The organism is Brevundimonas sp. C43 (assembly GCF_030732185.1).
Lineage (GTDB): Bacteria > Pseudomonadota > Alphaproteobacteria > Caulobacterales > Caulobacteraceae > Brevundimonas > Brevundimonas diminuta_C.
In genome coordinates this window covers 1-17,593 of sequence record NZ_CP132231.1, presented here as the reverse complement: position 1 = coordinate 17,593, position 17,593 = coordinate 1, and the positions used below count along the sequence as shown (strand labels likewise).

19 protein-coding genes and 2 pseudogenes are annotated in these 17,593 nt (G+C 60.8%); 10 read left to right on the top strand and 11 right to left on the bottom strand.

Features of this window, described 5'->3' with window-relative positions; all coding sequences use genetic code 11:
• Positions 1-8: 8 nt before the first annotated feature.
• Positions 9-977 (top strand): YeeE/YedE thiosulfate transporter family protein, encoded by a 969-nt coding sequence (locus tag Q9R14_RS00105; protein WP_037520568.1) that lies wholly within the window; start codon positions 9-11, stop codon positions 975-977.
• A 192-nt stretch (positions 978-1,169) separates the two neighbouring features.
• Here the strand turns inward: Q9R14_RS00105 and Q9R14_RS00100 are convergent, their stop codons facing one another.
• On the bottom strand, positions 1,170-1,472 hold the full coding sequence (locus Q9R14_RS00100; RefSeq protein WP_037520570.1) for a hypothetical protein: 303 nt from the start codon (positions 1,470-1,472) through the stop codon (positions 1,170-1,172).
• A 67-nt stretch (positions 1,473-1,539) separates the two neighbouring features.
• Complete coding sequence (gene gap, locus Q9R14_RS00095) at positions 1,540-2,547, bottom strand: type I glyceraldehyde-3-phosphate dehydrogenase (RefSeq protein ID WP_037520571.1); 1,008 nt, start codon at positions 2,545-2,547, stop codon at positions 1,540-1,542.
• A 683-nt stretch (positions 2,548-3,230) separates the two neighbouring features.
• On the opposite strand from gap, the gene Q9R14_RS00090 reads away from it, so the two are divergent.
• Positions 3,231-3,725: a MarR family winged helix-turn-helix transcriptional regulator gene (locus Q9R14_RS00090; RefSeq protein ID WP_206366640.1), complete on the top strand. Its 495-nt coding sequence runs from the start codon at positions 3,231-3,233 to the stop codon at positions 3,723-3,725.
• A gap of 20 nt (positions 3,726-3,745) precedes the next feature.
• On the opposite strand, the gene Q9R14_RS00085 is transcribed toward Q9R14_RS00090, so the two are convergent.
• The 3 genes from Q9R14_RS00085 to Q9R14_RS00075 all read right to left on the bottom strand — a co-directional run bounded on the left by Q9R14_RS00085 (position 3,746) and on the right by Q9R14_RS00075 (position 6,374).
• Positions 3,746-4,507 carry a ZIP family metal transporter gene (locus tag Q9R14_RS00085; RefSeq protein ID WP_051886772.1) on the bottom strand — a complete coding sequence of 254 codons (762 nt, stop codon included), beginning with the start codon at positions 4,505-4,507 and terminating at the stop codon, positions 3,746-3,748.
• Between the two features lie 76 nt (positions 4,508-4,583).
• On the bottom strand, positions 4,584-5,117 hold the full coding sequence (gene msrA, locus Q9R14_RS00080) for a peptide-methionine (S)-S-oxide reductase MsrA (RefSeq protein ID WP_051886815.1): 534 nt from the start codon (positions 5,115-5,117) through the stop codon (positions 4,584-4,586).
• Positions 5,118-5,147: 30 nt separating this feature from the next.
• Complete coding sequence (locus Q9R14_RS00075; protein WP_037520572.1) at positions 5,148-6,374, bottom strand: bifunctional alpha/beta hydrolase/OsmC family protein; 1,227 nt, start codon at positions 6,372-6,374, stop codon at positions 5,148-5,150.
• Between the two features lie 194 nt (positions 6,375-6,568).
• Between Q9R14_RS00075 and Q9R14_RS00070 the strand changes: the two genes are divergently transcribed.
• The 7 genes from Q9R14_RS00070 (at position 6,569) to Q9R14_RS00040 (ending at position 11,583) form a co-directional block, all read left to right on the top strand.
• On the top strand, positions 6,569-7,444 hold the full coding sequence (locus Q9R14_RS00070; protein ID WP_306003064.1) for a LysR family transcriptional regulator: 876 nt from the start codon (positions 6,569-6,571) through the stop codon (positions 7,442-7,444).
• Between the two features lie 150 nt (positions 7,445-7,594).
• Positions 7,595-8,038 carry a peptide-methionine (R)-S-oxide reductase MsrB gene (msrB, locus tag Q9R14_RS00065; RefSeq protein ID WP_037520575.1) on the top strand — a complete coding sequence of 148 codons (444 nt, stop codon included), beginning with the start codon at positions 7,595-7,597 and terminating at the stop codon, positions 8,036-8,038.
• Position 8,039: 1 nt separating this feature from the next.
• Complete coding sequence (msrA, locus tag Q9R14_RS00060) at positions 8,040-8,579, top strand: peptide-methionine (S)-S-oxide reductase MsrA (protein ID WP_037520576.1); 540 nt, start codon at positions 8,040-8,042, stop codon at positions 8,577-8,579.
• Positions 8,580-8,713: 134 nt separating this feature from the next.
• The gene (locus tag Q9R14_RS00055) at positions 8,714-9,418 is read left to right on the top strand and encodes a glutathione S-transferase N-terminal domain-containing protein (protein ID WP_037520577.1); all 705 of its coding nucleotides are present in this window, start codon (positions 8,714-8,716) and stop codon (positions 9,416-9,418) included.
• Positions 9,415-10,383 carry a magnesium and cobalt transport protein CorA gene (locus tag Q9R14_RS00050; RefSeq protein ID WP_037520579.1) on the top strand — a complete coding sequence of 323 codons (969 nt, stop codon included), beginning with the start codon at positions 9,415-9,417 and terminating at the stop codon, positions 10,381-10,383. Before Q9R14_RS00055 ends, Q9R14_RS00050 begins: the two co-directional genes overlap by 4 nt.
• Positions 10,384-10,486: 103 nt before the next feature.
• On the top strand, positions 10,487-11,047 hold the full coding sequence (locus tag Q9R14_RS00045) for a hypothetical protein (protein WP_229342198.1): 561 nt from the start codon (positions 10,487-10,489) through the stop codon (positions 11,045-11,047).
• The gene (locus Q9R14_RS00040; protein WP_234791967.1) at positions 11,044-11,583 is read left to right on the top strand and encodes a hypothetical protein; all 540 of its coding nucleotides are present in this window, start codon (positions 11,044-11,046) and stop codon (positions 11,581-11,583) included. The genes Q9R14_RS00045 and Q9R14_RS00040 overlap by 4 nt, the downstream gene beginning before the upstream one ends.
• A gap of 24 nt (positions 11,584-11,607) precedes the next feature.
• Here the strand turns inward: Q9R14_RS00040 and Q9R14_RS00035 are convergent, their stop codons facing one another.
• The 5 genes and pseudogenes from Q9R14_RS00035 to Q9R14_RS00015 form a co-directional block, all read right to left on the bottom strand.
• Entirely contained in the window at positions 11,608-12,876 is a 1,269-nt protein-coding gene (locus Q9R14_RS00035; protein WP_306003063.1) for an MFS transporter, read from the bottom strand.
• Between the two features lie 8 nt (positions 12,877-12,884).
• On the bottom strand, positions 12,885-13,226 hold the full coding sequence (locus tag Q9R14_RS00030; RefSeq protein ID WP_306003062.1) for a DM13 domain-containing protein: 342 nt from the start codon (positions 13,224-13,226) through the stop codon (positions 12,885-12,887).
• Positions 13,223-14,158, bottom strand: a pseudogene (locus Q9R14_RS00025) (IS3 family transposase); the annotation flags it as partial. The gene Q9R14_RS00030 and the pseudogene Q9R14_RS00025, both read right to left, overlap by 4 nt.
• Positions 14,143-14,409, bottom strand: coding sequence for an IS3 family transposase (locus tag Q9R14_RS00020; protein ID WP_003170335.1), 267 nt, complete (start codon positions 14,407-14,409; stop codon positions 14,143-14,145). The gene Q9R14_RS00020 and the pseudogene Q9R14_RS00025, both read right to left, overlap by 16 nt.
• A gap of 50 nt (positions 14,410-14,459) precedes the next feature.
• Positions 14,460-15,193 (bottom strand): IS5 family transposase gene (locus Q9R14_RS00015; protein WP_371929738.1). Its coding sequence is split into 2 segments (ribosomal slippage): positions 14,460-14,870 and positions 14,873-15,193, totalling 732 coding nucleotides; the frame shifts between segments, so codons are not numbered across the junction.
• A 134-nt stretch (positions 15,194-15,327) separates the two neighbouring features.
• Between Q9R14_RS00015 and Q9R14_RS00010 the strand changes: the two genes are divergently transcribed.
• Entirely contained in the window at positions 15,328-17,109 is a 1,782-nt protein-coding gene (locus Q9R14_RS00010; protein WP_167493331.1) for a bifunctional diguanylate cyclase/phosphodiesterase, read from the top strand.
• Between the two features lie 94 nt (positions 17,110-17,203).
• Here the strand turns inward: Q9R14_RS00010 and Q9R14_RS00005 are convergent.
• Positions 17,204-17,593, bottom strand: a pseudogene (locus Q9R14_RS00005) (IS5 family transposase); the annotation flags it as partial.

Sequence of the window (17,593 nt, the reverse complement as noted above, 5' to 3'; positions counted from 1 at the left end):
TTGATACCTTGGAATCCATCGCGTTCGACCTTCTCATATGCATGCTGGCATTCTGGTTCGGGTATTCCGCAAACCGAGGTGGAACATGTCTGGTCGTAGCTGCTCACGAGTTGCAGAAACGACGCCCACCAAGAATGTTCGTCGGATTTGTTGCGGCGTCTGCAGCGGCGGGCCTCGTTGCTATTCCGCTCGCTTGGTCTGGGACGCTGAACGCGACCCTTGCACCCTCGACGAACGTCAACGCCTTTCTCCTAATCGGCGCCATCGCCTTCGGCTTTGGGGCGCTCATCAATGACACTTGTCTGCTTGGATCGTTGGCACGGTTAGGCGATGGGGAAATGCGACTGCTAGCTCTTCCTGTGGGACTAGCAGTCGGGATCTTGATTGCCGATCATGGTCGGCCCGGCTCTCTCGTCACGTGGACAAGTCTTATCGCGAGCCCAAGCATCTCTGGGGCCGCTACGGTTCTCGCCCTTGCGGTTGTACTAGCGCTGGCGGTGATGTTCGTATCGACGAAGGGCGCATCGCGAAGAAGACCGGGTTGGGCGTTTGGCGCCTCAATGATTGGCCTCGGTATCACTGGTGGACTTCTTTACGCCCTGTCACCGGCATGGACGTTCGCTGACCTGATCCAACGCGGCCTTCCTCTTCGAATGACACCAACAGGCGAGGTCGCACTCGTTGCGGTCATTGCCTCTGTTGCGGGAGCAATCACGGCATCCGTGCGTCAGGGACGTTTGCGTTTTCAACGGCCGACGGTTGCCGGCATTCTGCGATCGATTGTCGGCGGAGCGTTGATGGGAATAGGTATCGGCCTCATACCCGGTGGCAACGACGCTTTGATCCTCGCCGCAGTGCCTACACTCTCTCCGGGCGGCATAGTTGCCTACCTCGTGATGACGACGACGATCGTTTTTGGATTTGCAGCGCGTGACAGGCTTTTCAAGAAACGCCCATCAGGCCACGGGAGAGGGTAGATGGTCTTGGGCCGATCATGAGACCCGTGAATATCGACTTATCAGGTAATACGCCTGCGTGGGCCCATCCCCCTGATTGCCGTCTCGAAGGATAGTGCGTCGAGCATCCGGTGGTGTCATGATAGGCGTGGTCACGGCAGGAATGAGTGTCTGTCGCCTGATACCCCAGCTCCGGCGCGAGAATCTGAGGTTTCAGACATCGTCGGTGCCTACCGGCCCGCCTTCGCCCTCCATCCGATTAATGGCACGCACATCCTTGGCGTTGAACTTAAGCCTCACGCCCGATCCCGCGCGATGATCCTCATCGATGAAGACGGCGCCGCCCCGTTCGAGCGCGTCACGCAACCGCGTCAGTTCCGAAGCTGCAAGCATGCTACCGCCGGCCTCGAACCGAGCTAACGTTTCCTCGTCCAACTCAGCGATCTTGGCGACATGTGATCGCGGCCACTGAATCAGGGCTCTCGCTGCGCGCGCCAATGGTCCATTCATGCTCATCGATGCTTCCTTTTTTTTGGAAAACCCACCTTTTCGCCGAGTGACGACTTTGCCGGCACTCGATCGGCTATATGAGCTTCGCCATTGCGACCGCGGTATCCGCCATACGCGTCGCAAAGCTCCATTCGTTGTCGTACCAAGCAAGCACGCGAACCATCCTGCCGTCGACAACATCTGTCTGGGGAAGTGCGACGATTGAGGATTCGGTCCGATGGTTCAGATCGACCGACACCAAGGGCTCTGTCGTGAAGGCGAGCACCCCACTCATTGCACCGGCGGCAGTCTGACGGATGGCGTCGTTCACCTCGTCTATCGAAACCTCACGCGACGTCGAAACAGCCAAATCTATGACCGAGACGTTCGGCGTTGGGACGCGGATCGACGAGCCATGAAGCTTACCTTTTAGTTCCGGCAGCACGCGGCCGATCGCGTTCGCAGCCCCGGTGGACGTCGGGATCATTGAGAGTGCGGCTGCGCGGGCGCGGTAGAGATCCTTATGGACGGTATCCTGCGTCGGCTGGTCACCGGTATAAGCGTGAACCGTGGTCATATAGCCTCGCTCTATGCCACAGAGGTCGTTCAGTACCTTCGCGACAGGCGCGAGGACATTGGTCGTGCATGAGCCATTTGATACGACGACATCGTCAGCGGTCAGCGTGTCGTGATTGACCTTGAAGACGATCGTCTTGTCTGCCCCATCGCTCGGCGCGGAGACGAGCACGCGTCTTGCTCCCGCACGAATGTGCGACTCGGCCTTCTCCCTGGATGTGAAGAAGCCCGTGCATTCGAGCGCCACGTCAACACCAAGCTCATCATGGGGCAGGTTTGCTGGATCGCGTTCCGACGACACCCTGATTTTACCGGACCCGACGTCGATCCAGTCTTCGCCGAGGTCGATCGATCCACGAAAGGGACCATGAACCGAGTCGTACCTCAGAAGGTGCGCCAAGGTAGCGACCGGCCCGAGGTCGTTGATCGCAACCACTTCGACGTCCTCTCGATGTAGTTCGACGATCGACCGTAAGGCTAGTCGCCCGATCCGACCGAAACCGTTGATTGCGACCTTAACCGTCATGCCTATCTCCCCTGGCTCGCCTTACTGACTGAAGCATCCGCCATTCGCTCAGTGAAACATGGCGCACGAAATCGGCTCTGGCGGCGTGTGCGCAACAACACATTATGTATGCGTCACGCATAGACCTATCTGGGTGGGCACTCGGGGTCAACGCGGCAGTGTCAGCACGGACGATCCAGCTTGCGCCGTCCAAACAAGCAGCCGTTCTTTGGGGGGCTGCGTGAAACGCGTTCAAGGCCTACGCGTCCCCAAGACGGATAGGGGGTTTGATATCCATCTGCCGGCTGGCTGCGGCTAAAGCACGGTCGTGGCTGACCAGGGTGAGTCGGTTGAGGTGGGACGCAGAAAGCGAGCTCCCAGGCCTGCCGATAACATTTGGCCACAACGCGTAGCTGGCGCTGGAACGATGTGATTCGGCCTCAAGGCAGCCGAAACCACGGCAAACTTCACCGATCTATAGCCTCCAGGTATCGGCAGTCCGTGCGCGCCATGATCTAAATTGCGGAGTTTCAATCTCCCGCGTCATCGGCGGAACGTCGTAAGCCTCTGGGAATCCGGCCTTTTTTCCGCACGCTTGCCGACCCGCACCACACGCGTATGACTTGCTGTCTATGCTTCGCGCACATATAGATGTGACAATGGATGGACCTCGAGATCGAAATATCTTCGGGGCGTTCGCACTCATGATCAGCGACGACATCGTTCGCGCTAGTTCATCGCGGGCGCCGGAAGCTGGACCCGCAGCATCGGCCCTGGCGTTGATTGCGCACATGCCTGGGCTCTCGATTCGCATGCTCTCCATCGGCGTCGGCCTCTCCCATGCAGCGACTGTCCGTTTGGTGGATCGGTTAGCTGCTGAGGGATTGGTCGAACGCCGTGAGCATTTCACGGATGGTCGCACCCGGTCTCTCTATCTCACTGCGGCGGGCAAGGTAGCGAGCGACGAAGTCCTTTCCTCACGCGACGAGGTGATCGCTGAGGGGTTATCCATCCTAAGCCCAGACGAATTGAGAGTTCTTTGCGACATCGCGGAACGCGTCTTACGGCATCGCCTGGAAAATCTTGAGCATTCCTACCGTATCTGCCGCTTGTGTTGCTATGAGGGTTGCACGAATTGCCCGATTGATGCCGAGTTGCATGAGCGTGGCGTAGATCGCGAGAACAGCGGCGAGGCGTAGGACCATCGCAATCGCATGAATCAATGTTGAGCGATGAGATATGCCGCCAGAAATCCCACGACCGTGATGAGCCCTATGAACGGCGGCGCCTTTTCGAACGCTTCGGGAATCATAGCTTCTGCCAGCATCGCTATGACGGCGCCGGCCGCGAAAGAAAGGATGGCTGGCGCCTGAGTCGATGCCGAGCCGAGGATGAGATTTCCCACACCGGCGGCAACGCAAACGAGTAGGGGAATGCCGATCCAGACCGCGTAGATATAGCTTCGGGGTCGGCCCGCAACCTTCATTCCTGAAGTGCTCGATAGGCCCTGGGGCACGTTTGCAAGAAAGAAGCCTGCCACGACGGCCAGGCTGATCCTGCCGCCACCAGCCACCGACATCCCGATCACAAGGGCCTCTGGAATTCCGTCGAGAACGCTGCCGAGCGCAATTGCAGCACCACTACCGCGGTGCTCCTGTTCAGTGGCCTGTTCCGTGCATTCACCGCATCGCTTTCGGTGCTTCGCGCCTTGGCGAGACAAAAACCAGTTCGTGCCGCTGAAGATCGCAGCTCCGGCGAGTAGCGCGAAGATCGCAAATGGGCCCATCCCGGCCGAAACGCGATCGCCGATGAGTTCGGTAGCGACAACGGCAATCATCACGCCGCCACCAAAGCCCATGACTGCGGAGATCATGCGGTGAGTAAGCCGCCCGAAAAGCACGTCCGCCAGCACCGCCCCCACCAGCAGTCCGCTTCCCGACAAAAGGCCCCACAAGCCGGCGATCACGTATTCCGGCATCATGACGGTGACCCGGCTGGCAGCACGACAAAGCGCGAGCACCCTTGCAGCAGTATTGTCGATGATAGTCGAAGCTCGCTCATCGGTTCGCTCGGTCCAATCGCCAGGTCGGTCGCGGGAAGTGGCAGCTATAGCCACCGGGTTGACGCAGGAGATACTTCTGATGCTCGGGCTCAGCCTCCCAGAAGGATTCTTCCGGGTTGATCTCGGACACGACTGGCCCAGGCCAGCGACCCGAGGCTTCGATCTCGGCGATCGTCGCTAAGGCGATGTCCATCTGCGCTTTAGACGTATAGAATATCGCCGACCGATAGCTTGGGCCGACGTCGCTGCCCTGTTGCTCGTAGGTCGTCGGATCATGAATCTGGAAGAATAGTTCCAGTAGAGCCCGATACGTCAGAATGGACGGATCGAAGGTCACCTCGACGGCTTCCGCGTGGCCGTAATGTCTCGCATAAGTCGGATCTGGCATTTCACCGCCAATATAGCCGACACGCGTGGCCACGACCCCCTTGGCGCGGCGCAGCAAATCCTCCAGGCCCCAGAAACAGCCACCCGCGAGTATCGCTCGCTCGGTTTGCGTCGGCGTCTGGTCTGTAGCTGGCAGGCTCATCATCCGATCACCCTAAACGCTGTGTGCCAATCAGTTCGACGGCCTTGCACCTGCAGGCTGGCCGCCGCTCGAAAGCTCGGTCTGCACATCAGAACCCCGGACGAGCGTCAGATCGACGGGACACCGATCCGCGATCTCAAGAATGCGCGCGCGTTGATCATCACTGAGCGGCCCATCGAGAACGATGGTGCGTGTGAAGCGGTCGGGAGGCATTATGTCCGCCACCTTCTCGTGCCGCACGCTCGTCGTCGCTCTTTCGAGCGGGAAGCCCTTGCGGTTGGCGTAAAGGCGCATCGTCATCACCGTGCAGGCAGCTAGCCCGGCTGACACCAGTTCGTAGGGAGACAGGCCGCTCCCAAGACCTCCGACCGATTCCGGCTCGTCGGCGAACAGAGTATGCTCGCCACTGCGGACCGTGAGCTGGAACTTCCCCGCTAGCGTCTCCGACGCAACGACACCTTTTGCCGCCTCGACCTGCGGAAGATCCGCCGCTAGCGGCGGAAGAAAGCGGCTGGCCCACGCGGCGACCATAGCTGAGGCGTAGTTCGCATCGTCGACGTCGGTGAGAAGGTGATCCGCCGTGTCGAGCGAGACAAAACTCTTAGGATGGCGTGATGCGACGAAGATGCGCGAGGCGTGCTCGATGCCCACGACTTGGTCCACCGGCGAATGCATGACCAGCACCGGACGTCGAAGCGCGGCGATGGACTTCTCGATGTCGGCTCGCTCTACCGTTTCCAGGAAGGTGCGGCGGATGAGGAAGGGCCTGCCAGCGATCTCCACAGAGGCCTCGCCCTCGCTCGCTATCGCGTCAAGGTCGCCAGGCCGGAAAACGCGCAAGATATGCTGAAGGTCGGCCGGCGCACCGATCGTCACCACCGCGGCGACATCCGGCAGCGCGGCAGCGGCTACGATCGCAGCCGTTCCACCCAGGCTGTGCCCGACAAGGAGGGCGGGTGGCATACCGGCGGCCGCCATGGCCTCCGCGGCTGCCCTCAGATCGTCGACGTCAGAAGCGAAGCTTACCGCTTCTTCCGCGGAACTCGCGATCCCTGTGCCGGCGAAGTCGAACCGCAAGACGCCGATACCGGCCCGCGAGAGCGCGCGTGCGATGTGCACGGCGGCGCGGCTGTCCTTCCCGCAAGTGAAACAATGGGCGAAAATCGCCCAGCCGCGAGGAGTGCCTTCTGGCGCCTCCAGGTGCCCGGTTAGTTCAGACCCCCCTCCCCCGGCAAACGTGAACCGCGTTCCTGCCATATGCGTCGAGCCTCCAACGGCGGCTTAGCAGGAGCACCATCGACCCGAACTAGCAGCCCAAGACATTCTTTCTATATGCGCGGCGCATATAGACAAGCCCCTAAACCATGATTATATGCGTCGCGCATACTTCTGAGGCTGTAGTCGGATCGGTCCTCTGGGGTGCCACTCGTCAGGGCGCAGGCCAAAGGGCTATGGAACTCAATCAGGTCAGCTATTTCATCAACTTGGCCGAGACGCTGAATTTCACTGCGGCTGCTCGTCTCAGTGGTGTCTCACAACCAAGCCTGACACGAGCGATCCGCCGCCTGGAGGAGGAACTCGGTGGACCGCTCATCTATCGTGACGGGAAGAACAGCCGGCTGACGAGCCTGGGTCAGGACGTCGAGTTGGAATTCCGCCGAATGCTGGTCGCGATGAAGAGCGTAAGACACCACTCGGAAAACTGGGCAATGGGGCGGCATCGTGTTCTCGACGTTGCTGTCGCCTCCAGCGTCGGCCCGAGGACCTTCACAGCCTTTTTCGACAGCGCGCTGGAAGAGGTGCCGTCCATCGAGATCAAACTGCACTCGCTCCAATCGGGCGAGGACACGTCGGAGGTGCTCTCAGGCAAATATCACGCGTGCATCCTGCCTCGCGAATCAAGGCCGGATCGTAAACTTGATGTGCGTCCTCTCTTCCGGGAGCGCTTCGTGCTCGGCTGCGCTGCAGATCACCCCTTGGCGGCGTGCGAAGTCGTTCGTGGTGAAGACCTGCTTGCTTTCCCGTTCGTCGATCGACTGAAATGCGAGTGCCGCGATCAAATCTTCGAGCACTTCGCGCGTCGAGAGGTGCGCATGCGCCCTCGCTTCCGCTCAGATCGAGACGACTGGGTGCAGCGCGTCGTCGCCGAAGGGCGGGGGATATGCATTTTGCCCGAACGCGCGGCCACCACCCACGGCCTGATCACAAGGCCGATCGAGGGCTTCGCGTTGGAGCGTGAGATCGTAATCGCCACCGCGTCCGGATCTACGGCACCGGTCGAGATACGAAAAGTCGCTCAGCTTGCAGCCCGTTACGATTGGAGTTGACCCGCCAAGCAAGAGGCATGTGCGGTATAGAAACTATACGCACGACGTATTGGATTATCGTTGGAGCCACTGCGATAGTTGATGTGAGTATCGACGTGATAAATTGAACGTAGTGTGCCTGGCCCTCTAACTAAGTAATGGAGACTCACCATGAAGTTTGAAAAGTCGCAGGCAGCAATCGAACGCCTGACCCCGGAACAACGCCGGATCACCCAGCAGGACGGCACCGAGAGACCCTTTACCGGCGAGTATAACGACAACAAGGAGGCGGGCATCTACGTTGACGTCGTATCCGGCGAGCCGTTGTTCGCGTCGACGGACAAGTTCGAGTCCGGCACTGGCTGGCCGAGCTTTACCAAGCCGATCGTCGCGGCTCACGTGAACGAAGTGCGAGACAGCTCGCATGGCATGGTCCGGACGGAGGTTCGCTCGGTGCACGGCGACAGCCATCTTGGCCACGTGTTTCCGGACGGGCCGTCCGACCGCGGCGGCCTGCGCTACTGCATCAACTCGGCATCGCTTCGATTCATCCCGCGCGATGAGATGGAAGCCGCGGGCTATGGCGAGTATCTCGACCAAGTAGAGGAGGCTTAACATGCATCAGCGCGCTGTTCTCGCTGGCGGATGCTTTTGGGGAATGCAGGATCTGATCCGCAAGCAGCCCGGCATCGTTTCGACCCGCGTCGGCTACACCGGCGGCGACGTGCCGAACGCCACCTATCGCAACCATGGCACTCATGCGGAGGGGATCGAGATCACCTTCGACCCGACAGTGACGAGCTACCGTAATATCCTGGAATACTTCTTCCAGATCCATGATCCGACGACAAAGAACCGCCAGGGCAACGACCGCGGCCTCTCCTATCGATCTGGCATCTATTACATCGACGAGGAGCAGAAGCGCATCGCCGAAGATACGATAGCCGACGTCGACGCGTCCGGACTGTGGGACGGCAAGGTCGTCACCGAAGTCGAGCCCGTGGGTGACTTCTGGGAAGCAGAGCCGGAGCACCAGGATTATCTGGAGAAGAGGCCGGGCGGATATACCTGTCATTTCCCGCGCGCTAACTGGGTGCTCCCGAAGCGTAAAGACGCTGGCGACACCCAGGCTGAGGCCGGCGCGGCAGCGGAATAGCTGCAGCCACATTTGCGGCTGAGCCCCTGGGTCGCACCATCGGACCCGCATCCACTGATGGTGCGGGCCCGAAACCCAGCTAATCAAGCGGTCATACCGCTCCTCAGCCATCGAGTTGTTAGGATCGCCACATCATGCCAGATCTTTCGTCGTTTCCGATCGCACAACGCTGGCCGGCATCCAACCCTGACCTCCTGCAGCTCTACGCCGCGCCCACGCCCAACGGCGTCAAGGTCTCGATCATGCTCGAGGAGATCGGCCTGCCGTACGAGCCGCACTTTATCGACATCTCTAAGAACGAAAGCAAAGATCCGGCCTTCGTTTCGCTAAACCCGAATGGCCGCATACCAGCGATCATCGACCCAATGGGTCCGGACGGTAAGCCGCTCGGCGTTTGGGAATCCGGCGCGATCCTCGTTTATTTGGCGGAGAAGGCCGACCAGCTCGTCCCGAGAGCATCAGCCAAGCGCTACGAGGCGCTAAGCTGGGTATTCTTCCAGATGTCGGCGATTGGCCCGATGTTCGGTCAACTCGGCTTTTTCCTGCGCGGGGGCGGCAAGGACTATGAGGATAAGCGTCCTCAGAAGCGTTTCGCTGATGAATCCAAACGCCTCCTGGGAGTCTTAGACCGCCAACTGGACGGGCGCGACTGGATCGTCGATGACTATTCTATCGCCGACATTGCGACCCTCGGCTGGGTCAACGCCTTGGTTGGCGCCTACGACGCCGGCGACCTACTGCGGCTTAGCAATCATTCGAATGTCCAAGCGTGGCTGGATCGCGGCCTCGCGCGCCCAGCAGTCCAACGTGGGCTGCTCATTCCGGCGAGGTCAGCATGAGTGTTATCGCTGCATATTACTACAACGAGGGTCGACGTATCCGGGAAGTAGCTATCGACGAGCGCGTCGAACTCGACAAAAACCGTTCGGGCTTTTGCTGGATTGGGCTCAGCGAGCCCTCCGTCAACGAACTGAGGGCGCTTCAGGCGACCTACAATCTGCATCCTTTAGCGATCGACAACGCGATGCACCCGATATGCCCGCCCAAGCTCGAAGTTTATAACGGCGAGCTTTACGTCGTCGCCCAGACGGCTGAGCTGGTCGGGGACCGCATACGTTACGGCAAGACGGCGATCTTTACTGGCCATAACCATCTTATCACCGTTCGCCACGGCAACGCTGGTGCATTGGGCAACCTTCGAGAGCAACTCGAGCGTTCGCCCGCCCAGTTCGGAAAAGGCGTCGATTACGTCCTCCACGCGATCCTTCACCGGATCGTGGATCAGTATCTGCCCATCTTCGAAATGATCGAGGATGACGTACTTGCGATGGAAAGGCGATCGCTCGACGACTTCCTTGGGCGAGAGGACGTTGCTCGCATCTTCGGCCTGAGATGCGAGCTGACGCGCTTTCAGCGCACCCTTGGCGCTATGGCCGAGCTGGTGCGCAAGCTCGTGCGCGGACACTTTCCCTGCATCAGCGCTGAGGTGCGGCCCTACTTCAACGACGTTGCCGACCATGTTGATCGTGTCCAGTCCATGGTCGATGGCCTCCTGCAGGTGCTATCCACTGTATTCGAGTTCAGCAGCCTTCTCGAAGCGCAAAGAATCGGGGTCGTCACCCGCCAACTTGCGGCGTGGGCCGCGATCCTCGCAGTGCCGACAGCGATTGCAGGCATATACGGCATGAACTTCAAGAACATGCCGGAACTGGACACGCCTTACGGCTACTTCGTCGTGCTTGGTGTCATGCTGATGTTCTGCCTCTTCCTGTTCGTGCGGTTCAAGAAGGCCAAGTGGCTGTGATCGCTACGCGCGAGCCGCGACTAGACCCAGCAGGCTGCCGCGCGCCGTCCACGGCCGCTCTTCCGTCCCAACGTGAACTCGAGGTGCATCAATGACAGCCCAAGTGACCGACGTTCTAAAAGCAGTGCAGTCCTTCGTCGCGAAGGGCTATGACCGCGAGTACCGCGTCAAGGACGGCAACCTGGTCGATCTCGAACTGGGATCGAGGCTCGATCCATGCTCCATTCGCGTCGACGCAGCGCTGCGTCTCGAAAGCGGGGACGGTGCCGAAGATGCTTCGAACATCTACGCGATCACCGATCCCGCGACCGAGCGAAAAGGTTTGCTGATTGATGCCTTCGACGTGTTCGACGAGATCTGCCACCGTGATCTTTCCGAGCGCCTCCTGGAACATCGTGAAACAGCGCCTGCGGGCGACGAAGACGTTCCGAGCAAGCATGGGCTGCGGAAGGTCTACAAGGCCGAATTCGATCGCGAACCCGAGCGTTACGTTCTTCGAGAAGGCTTCCCCGACTTTCCGGCATGCCCGTTCGGCGGCGCATTCAGCATTCTCGGCTTCGATACCGCAGAACAGACGTATGTCTGGCTCGTGACCAGCATCATTCGGGATCCTCGGCTGATCAGGATCCCCTACCAGGGCGAAGACGTCATCATCGACGAATGACGGCGCCGACTGCGGAACGCGGCCTTTCAACGGCTTGCTCCGATAGATCGGCTTATCATTTCAAATTGCAATGCGACGAGGTGCAGATGGATTGGAATAAAGACCACATCCGGGAAACGATGCTGTCGTTGGAGACCGCTGCTCTGCAGAGCGCTCGCGACAAGTATCTCGATTATGTTTCCACGGCTCGCTTGGATCGGAGCGAGCCGATCGAGAACGACGAACAGGCACAAGCCGAGATCGCGAGCGACTTCGCCGAGGCGCTCGACGATACGCTGGACGATTACGCCGACAAGCTCGACAAGCTGAGAACAATCGACTTCGGACCGAAGACGGCGGTTACAGAAGGGGCGGTCATCAAGTTGTCGGGTCGCTACTTCGTCGTCGCGGTGTCAACGGACAAGTTCGTCTGCCATGGGCGCGAGCTTATGGGCATATCGACGATGGCGCCGATCTTCGAGGTAATCGACGGGGCTCAGGCCGGCGAGACCGTTCAATTCAACGGCCGAGAGCTGAAGGTCGAAGCTGTCTCATAGCAAACGGTCGCCAGGGCCGCAGCGCTAGTTCCGAACGCTCTGCGGCTCGTCCTGGGTTCGTATCATCGCATCGAGAGAGGCGGTGATCATCGGCGTACTCGGGCAACGTGTCGCCTTTACCTCGATTGCGGAGCGAGAGCGACCGCGTAGGCCCGCTAACACCGCTAGCATGGTCAGCAGGACAGCAGCATAGACGAACAGCCCACCGGGCCCGACACGATCCATCACCACTCCCCCGACAAGTGGTCCGGCCGCCGTTCCGATCCCGTTGAGCAGCAGAAGCCCTCGCGCGGTGCCGAGCAGCCGCCCTGGAGGAAGGTCGTCGTTCGCGGCGGCGAGACACAGCGAGTAGATCGGGATGCCAAAACCGCCGAAGAGCGCTCCCGCCGCAAGAAGGACGGGCAAAGGGGCGTCTGCCGCCACCGACACGCCGATGGCTGCCACGGCGGATGCCAGCGCCGCTCCTGCGATGACCAGGTTCCTGGACACCCGGTCGGAGAGCCAACCGAGCGGCCATTGCAACACAAGCGTTCCTCCGAGAACTGCGGCCATGAAGGCGGAGATGCCGACGACGTCGAGACCGATCCTTTGCGCAAAATTGGGCCCCATGCCCCAGAAGCCGCCTATGGCCAGCCCGGCCAAGAAGACGCCGATCGACGCCAAGGGCGAAACAGAAAAGAGATCCCTGAATGCAACCGACTCGTGCCGTCCATCGGCCGGCGAATGACTGGGAAGTAGAGTGATCGGAACCACTGCGGCAGATATCAGCAGCGAGACGATGAGGAAAAGTGTAACATCGGCGGGTGGAGCGATGTTGAGGAGCGCCTGTCCGGTCGCCCAAGAACCCATGGATACAACGCCGAAAATCGACAAAAGCTGACCGCGTGTGGATTGAACCGCGTGGGCATTGAGCCAGCTTTCCGTTGCGAGGATCATACCCGCATATGCGAAGCCGGTCACGAGCCGAAGCGGCATCCAAGCTACCGGATCTACGAACGCTACATGGAGAAGGGCGGTCATCGATGCGATCGCCGCAAAGCCGGCGAAGGTCCGTACGTGCCCCACCGACACAATGATGCGAGGCAAAACCAGCGCGCCAATCGTGAAGCCTGCGAAGTAGAACGACATCATCGCGCTGATCGCAGCGGCCGAGAAGCCCTCCTGACCAGCTCTGACGATCAAAAGCGTGCCCAGCAGCCCGTTGCCGAGCAGCAAGATGGTGACGCTCAACAGCAAGGCGGCTACTGGCGCGAGGACGAGGCCACGCGTGCAAGCAGCCTTCACATTGTCCATTACCTGGCTCATTTGAGAGCCTGATGTGGAACACGATACTCTGCAGCGCTGATGAATTGATCAAAAGCCTCGCACCAGATGACAACTGCACTGTAATCGTCAACATCGACGCCTCTGGGCACCTGCAATATAAACCCATTGAAGGTCTTCACATCGCCCAGCCTAACCGAAGAGCTTTTGATCTCGAGGAAGGCCGCCTTGGTCTCGACGAACCGGGGCGCGAGGTAGAGCTTGTAATCCGGACCAGGCGAAAGACGCCCTAGGTGCGCGATCCGATCGGGCGCAATCCGAACTTCTCCAGTGCCCCAATGGAGGAGATCACTGCCTTTGACGTGCCCCTGAGTTTTCATCCAGCGGCGACCAGAGTCCTTGGGTTAGTTACGCCTCGCAGCGTGGGGTGAGCAACAGGCCGGGCCGCGCAGCTTTCATCCTGCGCAGCGGGTCGGCCTGTTGCGGTCAGACTGGCGGCAAAAGCCTCCGGGGTGAGGTAGCCGATCGACGAGTGCGGCCGGCGGGTGTTGTAGTCCAGCGCCCAGGCGGCGACCTTCTGGCGGGCGTGATCCAGGCTGAAGAACAGGCTCTCGTTGAGCAGTTCGTCGCGCATCCGGCCGTTGAAGGATTCCACAAACCCGTTCTGGGTCGGCTTGCCCGGCGCGATGTAGTGCCAGTCGACGCCATGATCCTGCGCCCAGGCCAGGATGGCGGTGGACGTGAACTCCGTGCCGTTGTCGCTGACGATCATGGCGGGACGGCCCCGCCGAGCGATCAGCGCTGTCAGCTCTCGCGCGACGCGGCGTCCCGAGATCGAGGTGTCGGGGATCGCCGCCAGGCACTCGCGGGTGACGTCGTCGACCACGTTGAGAATGCGGAAGCGGCGGCCCGTGGCGAACTGGTCGTGCACAAAGTCCAGCGACCAGCGGGCGTTCGGCCTGGCCTCGACCAGGATCGGCGCGCGCGTGCCCATGGCGCGACGACGTGAGCGGCGCTTGCGCACCGTCAGGCCTTCCTCGCGATAGAGCCGGTAGATCCGGTTCTTGCCCGAGGGTTCTCCCTCACGCCGCAGCAGCACGAACAGCCGCCGATAGCCGAACCGTCGCCGCTCGACAGCCAGGGCGCGCAGCCGCTCCCGCAGCGCCGTGTCCGGCTGTCGGCAGGAGCGATAGCGCACCGACTTACGGTCCGCCTTGATGATGGAGCAGGCCCGTCGCTCGCTGACGCCGAACGCCGCCTTCAGATGGGCGACGGCCTGGCGCAGCGCCGCGGGCCCTACCACTTTTTTGACAGCAGATCGTTCAACGCGGCTTTGTCGAGCATGGCGTCGGCCAGCAGGCGCTTCAGCTTTCCGTTCTCGTCTTCCAGGGCCCGGAGGCGCTGGGCGTCCGACACGCTCATCCCGCCGAACTTGGCCTTCCAGGCGTAGATCGTGCCCTCCGACACGCCGTGCTTGCGCGCCAGCTCGCCCGCTTTGGCGCCGGCCTCGTTCTCCCGCAGGATCCCGATGATCTGCTCTTCCGTGAATCTCGCTCGTTTCATTCCGTCCGTCCTTTCAAGGGCCGGACTCTAGCTCCGCGTGGAGGAAATTCTCAGGGGCACGTCACGGACAGGAAGACGTTCGGGCAGCGATCGTAGCGGGTTGCGACCCGCCGCCAGTCTTTCAGGCGTCCGAACATGATTTCTATGCGGTTTCGCCGCTTGTAGCGACGCTTGTCGTAACGGATGGGCTCGGTGCGGGTTTTGCGGCCCGGGATGCACGGCATGATCCCCTTGGCCTGCAAGGCGTCCCGGAACCAGTCGGCGTCGTAGCCTCGGTCTCCCAGCAGCCACTGGGCGCGGGGCAGGCTGTCGAGGAGGGCGGCGGCGCCAATGTAGTCGCTGACCTGACCCGCTGTCATGAAGAGGCTGATGGGCCTTCCGTTCGCATCGGTCACGGCGTGAAGCTTGGTGTTCATGCCGCCTTTCGTGCGTCCGATCAGTCGCCCGAGATCCCCTTTTTTACCGCGAGGCTCGAAGCCGTGCGGTGCGCCTTGAGATAGGTCGCGTCGATCATGACCGTGCGGCGTTCGGCCTGAGCCCCGGACAGGCCCTCCATCATCCGGATGAAGACGCCAGCCTCACTCCATCGCTTCCAGCGGTTGTAGAGGGTCTTGTGCGGCCCGTAGGCCGCCGGCGCATCTCGCCAGCGCAGGCCGTTGCGGTTGACGAAGATGATCCCGCTCAACACCCGGCGGTCGTCAACGCGCGGCTTGCCGTGGCTCTTGGGGAAGAAAGGCTCCAGCCGAGCCATCTGCTCGTCCGTTAGCCAATACAGATCGCTCATATCCAGACTCCTCAGGAGCCTGAATCAGATCGTTCGCCTCACATCAATGGGTCCTGAGCCTAAGGACGGTTAACATTTCTCTTGCTCGTTCCTCGTAATCTCAACCCGATCAAACCAAGGGTATGGGGGATGGAATGACTGAGTATCTTCACAGCGCCGCCTACAGCGAAGAAGCACGGCTGAATGCGTTGCGTAATCTGAATTTGCTGGACACATCGCCGAGCGAGAGCTTTGATCGCTTGACCCGGCTGGCAAGTAGGCTGCTCGACGCGCCGGTCTCGACGATCTCGCTGACCGACAATGATCGGCAATGGTTCAAGTCGCGCGTCGGCGTCGATCTGACCGAGATTCCGCGTGAGCAGGCACCATGCAGCTACGCGATCGGCGGCGATGACGTGTTCGTCGTACCTGACCTTCTCGCCGATCCGCGCTTCGCCACAAGCCCGCTCGCCCAGGTTGGAATCCGGTTCTATGCTGGCGCGCCGCTGTTCACGCGACAGGGGCATGGGCTCGGCACTCTATGCGTGGTCGACGCGAAGCCGCGCGATCTCGAATCCGATCAGCGTCAGGTGCTGCGCGACCTTGCCGGCATGGTGATGGCCCAGGTCGAATTGCAGAACATGATCGGCCGGGTCGATGCGACGAGCGGTCTCCCAAACCAGCATCAGATGTTCGAGGACTTGGAAGAGCTGGCGACAAGCAATCGTGACGCTTCCTGCACCGGCATCATGTTCGAACTGCTTTCGACCCGCCAGTTCGGGCAAGGTCAGCGGGTTCTTGGGTCAGACTTCACCGAGGCGCTCGTTCAGGGCACGGTTGACCGTTTGCGCCCGCGATTGGGTAATTCGGCGCGTCTCTATCATGTCGGCCTCACACGCTGCGTCGTTCTCCTGACGCCGCAGTTCGGCGGCGATCCGCAGGCCTTCATTCACGAACTGGCCGAACTCATGCACGAACCGGTCCCCTGCAACGGAATACCGGTGACGCCAGCGCCGTTGCTGGGAATCTGCGAGTTCCCTATCGGTGAACTGACGCCTCGCGATGTGCTGCGCAGGCTGTTCAACGCGCTCGACGATGCCGGCCTTGCCGAAGGCGGCCTCGCGCAATACTCGCCGGCGCACGACATGAAGAACATGCGCAGCTTCATGCTGCTCAACGATTTCAAGCTGGCGCTGGAGTCCGATGACCAGTTGTCGCTGGTCTACCAGCCCCGCATCGACATGCGAACCGGTGCCTGCATCGGTGCCGAGGCGCTATTGCGCTGGACCCACCCGACATTGGGTCCGATCCCGCCGGCCGAGTTCATCCCTTCGGTCGAGGAAACCGCGCTGGTCCGGCCGTTGACCGCCTGGGTCGCTAACACGGCGCTGCGGCAGATTCAGGCATGGAATGCGGCGGGATTGGAGTTGAAGGTGTCGATCAATGTCTCGGCGCTTAATCTCGATGAAACGAACTTTACCGAGCGCCTGCTCGACGCCATCGACGCCCACGGTGTCAGCACAGCGTCGCTGGAACTCGAATTCACCGAAAGTGCCGTCGCGCGTGACAGTGCACGCGTGACCGAGCAGCTCAGCCTTCTGCGCGATGCCGGCATTGACGTGGCAATCGACGATTTCGGCACCGGCTACAGCAATCTGCAGTATCTCCAGCAACTGCCTGCCTCCGTGCTCAAGATCGATCGCGGCTTCGTAATGGGGTTGGAGACCTCGGAGCGCGACCTTACCTTGGTGCGCACCATCATCGCCATGGCCCACGATCTCGGCTATCGCGTCGTCGCCGAAGGCATCGAAACGCCCATCGTCTTCGATATGCTGAGGGACTGGGGGTGTGACGAGGGGCAGGGCTACTTCATGGCCAAGCCGATGCCGGCAACGGACCTCATGCTGTGGACAGGAAAAGCGACAATAGCGGCGTAAGGCACCCCGCGCGCATGTACGGTCCATGAAGCCGTGCATGCGCCTTGTCATTGCAAGCCACTGTCGGTTAACGAAAAACGGCTAGGCTCAGGACTCATAGCCAGAACAGCACGGTAGCGGCGAGGGCTATGGCGGACAGGAAGACGTTCGGGCAGCGATCGTAGCGGGTTGCGACCCGCCGCCAGTCTTTCAGGCGTCCGAACATGATTTCTATGCGGTTTCGCCGCTTGTAGCGACGCTTGTCGTAACGGATGGGCTCGGTGCGGGTTTTGCGGCCCGGGATGCACGGCATGATCCCCTTGGCCTGCAAGGCGTCCCGGAACCAGTCGGCGTCGTAGCCTCGGTCTCCCAGCAGCCACTGGGCGCGGGGCAGGCTGTCGAGGAGGGCGGCGGCGCCAATGTAGTCGCTGACCTGACCCGCTGTCATGAAGAGGCTGATGGGCCTTCCGTTCGCATCGGTCACGGCGTGAAGCTTGGTGTTCAT

Coding starts and splice junctions, on each gene's coding strand:
- msrA (WP_037520576.1), top strand. CDS start 8,040: ATGCATCAGCGCGCTGTTCTCGCTGGCGGATGCTTTTGGGGAATGCAG.
- msrB (WP_037520575.1), top strand. CDS start 7,595: ATGAAGTTTGAAAAGTCGCAGGCAGCAATCGAACGCCTGACCCCGGAA.
- Q9R14_RS00040 (WP_234791967.1), top strand. CDS start 11,044: ATGACGGCGCCGACTGCGGAACGCGGCCTTTCAACGGCTTGCTCCGAT.
- Q9R14_RS00010 (WP_167493331.1), top strand. CDS start 15,328: ATGACTGAGTATCTTCACAGCGCCGCCTACAGCGAAGAAGCACGGCTG.
- gap (WP_037520571.1), bottom strand. CDS start 2,547: ATGACGGTTAAGGTCGCAATCAACGGTTTCGGTCGGATCGGGCGACTA.
- Q9R14_RS00090 (WP_206366640.1), top strand. CDS start 3,231: ATGATCAGCGACGACATCGTTCGCGCTAGTTCATCGCGGGCGCCGGAA.
- Q9R14_RS00035 (WP_306003063.1), bottom strand. CDS start 12,876: ATGGACAATGTGAAGGCTGCTTGCACGCGTGGCCTCGTCCTCGCGCCA.
- Q9R14_RS00055 (WP_037520577.1), top strand. CDS start 8,714: ATGCCAGATCTTTCGTCGTTTCCGATCGCACAACGCTGGCCGGCATCC.
- msrA (WP_051886815.1), bottom strand. CDS start 5,117: ATGAGCCTGCCAGCTACAGACCAGACGCCGACGCAAACCGAGCGAGCG.
- Q9R14_RS00020 (WP_003170335.1), bottom strand. CDS start 14,409: ATGAAACGAGCGAGATTCACGGAAGAGCAGATCATCGGGATCCTGCGG.
- Q9R14_RS00050 (WP_037520579.1), top strand. CDS start 9,415: ATGAGTGTTATCGCTGCATATTACTACAACGAGGGTCGACGTATCCGG.
- Q9R14_RS00070 (WP_306003064.1), top strand. CDS start 6,569: ATGGAACTCAATCAGGTCAGCTATTTCATCAACTTGGCCGAGACGCTG.
- Q9R14_RS00100 (WP_037520570.1), bottom strand. CDS start 1,472: ATGAGCATGAATGGACCATTGGCGCGCGCAGCGAGAGCCCTGATTCAG.
- Q9R14_RS00075 (WP_037520572.1), bottom strand. CDS start 6,374: ATGGCAGGAACGCGGTTCACGTTTGCCGGGGGAGGGGGGTCTGAACTA.
- Q9R14_RS00030 (WP_306003062.1), bottom strand. CDS start 13,226: ATGAAAACTCAGGGGCACGTCAAAGGCAGTGATCTCCTCCATTGGGGC.
- Q9R14_RS00085 (WP_051886772.1), bottom strand. CDS start 4,507: ATGATGCCGGAATACGTGATCGCCGGCTTGTGGGGCCTTTTGTCGGGA.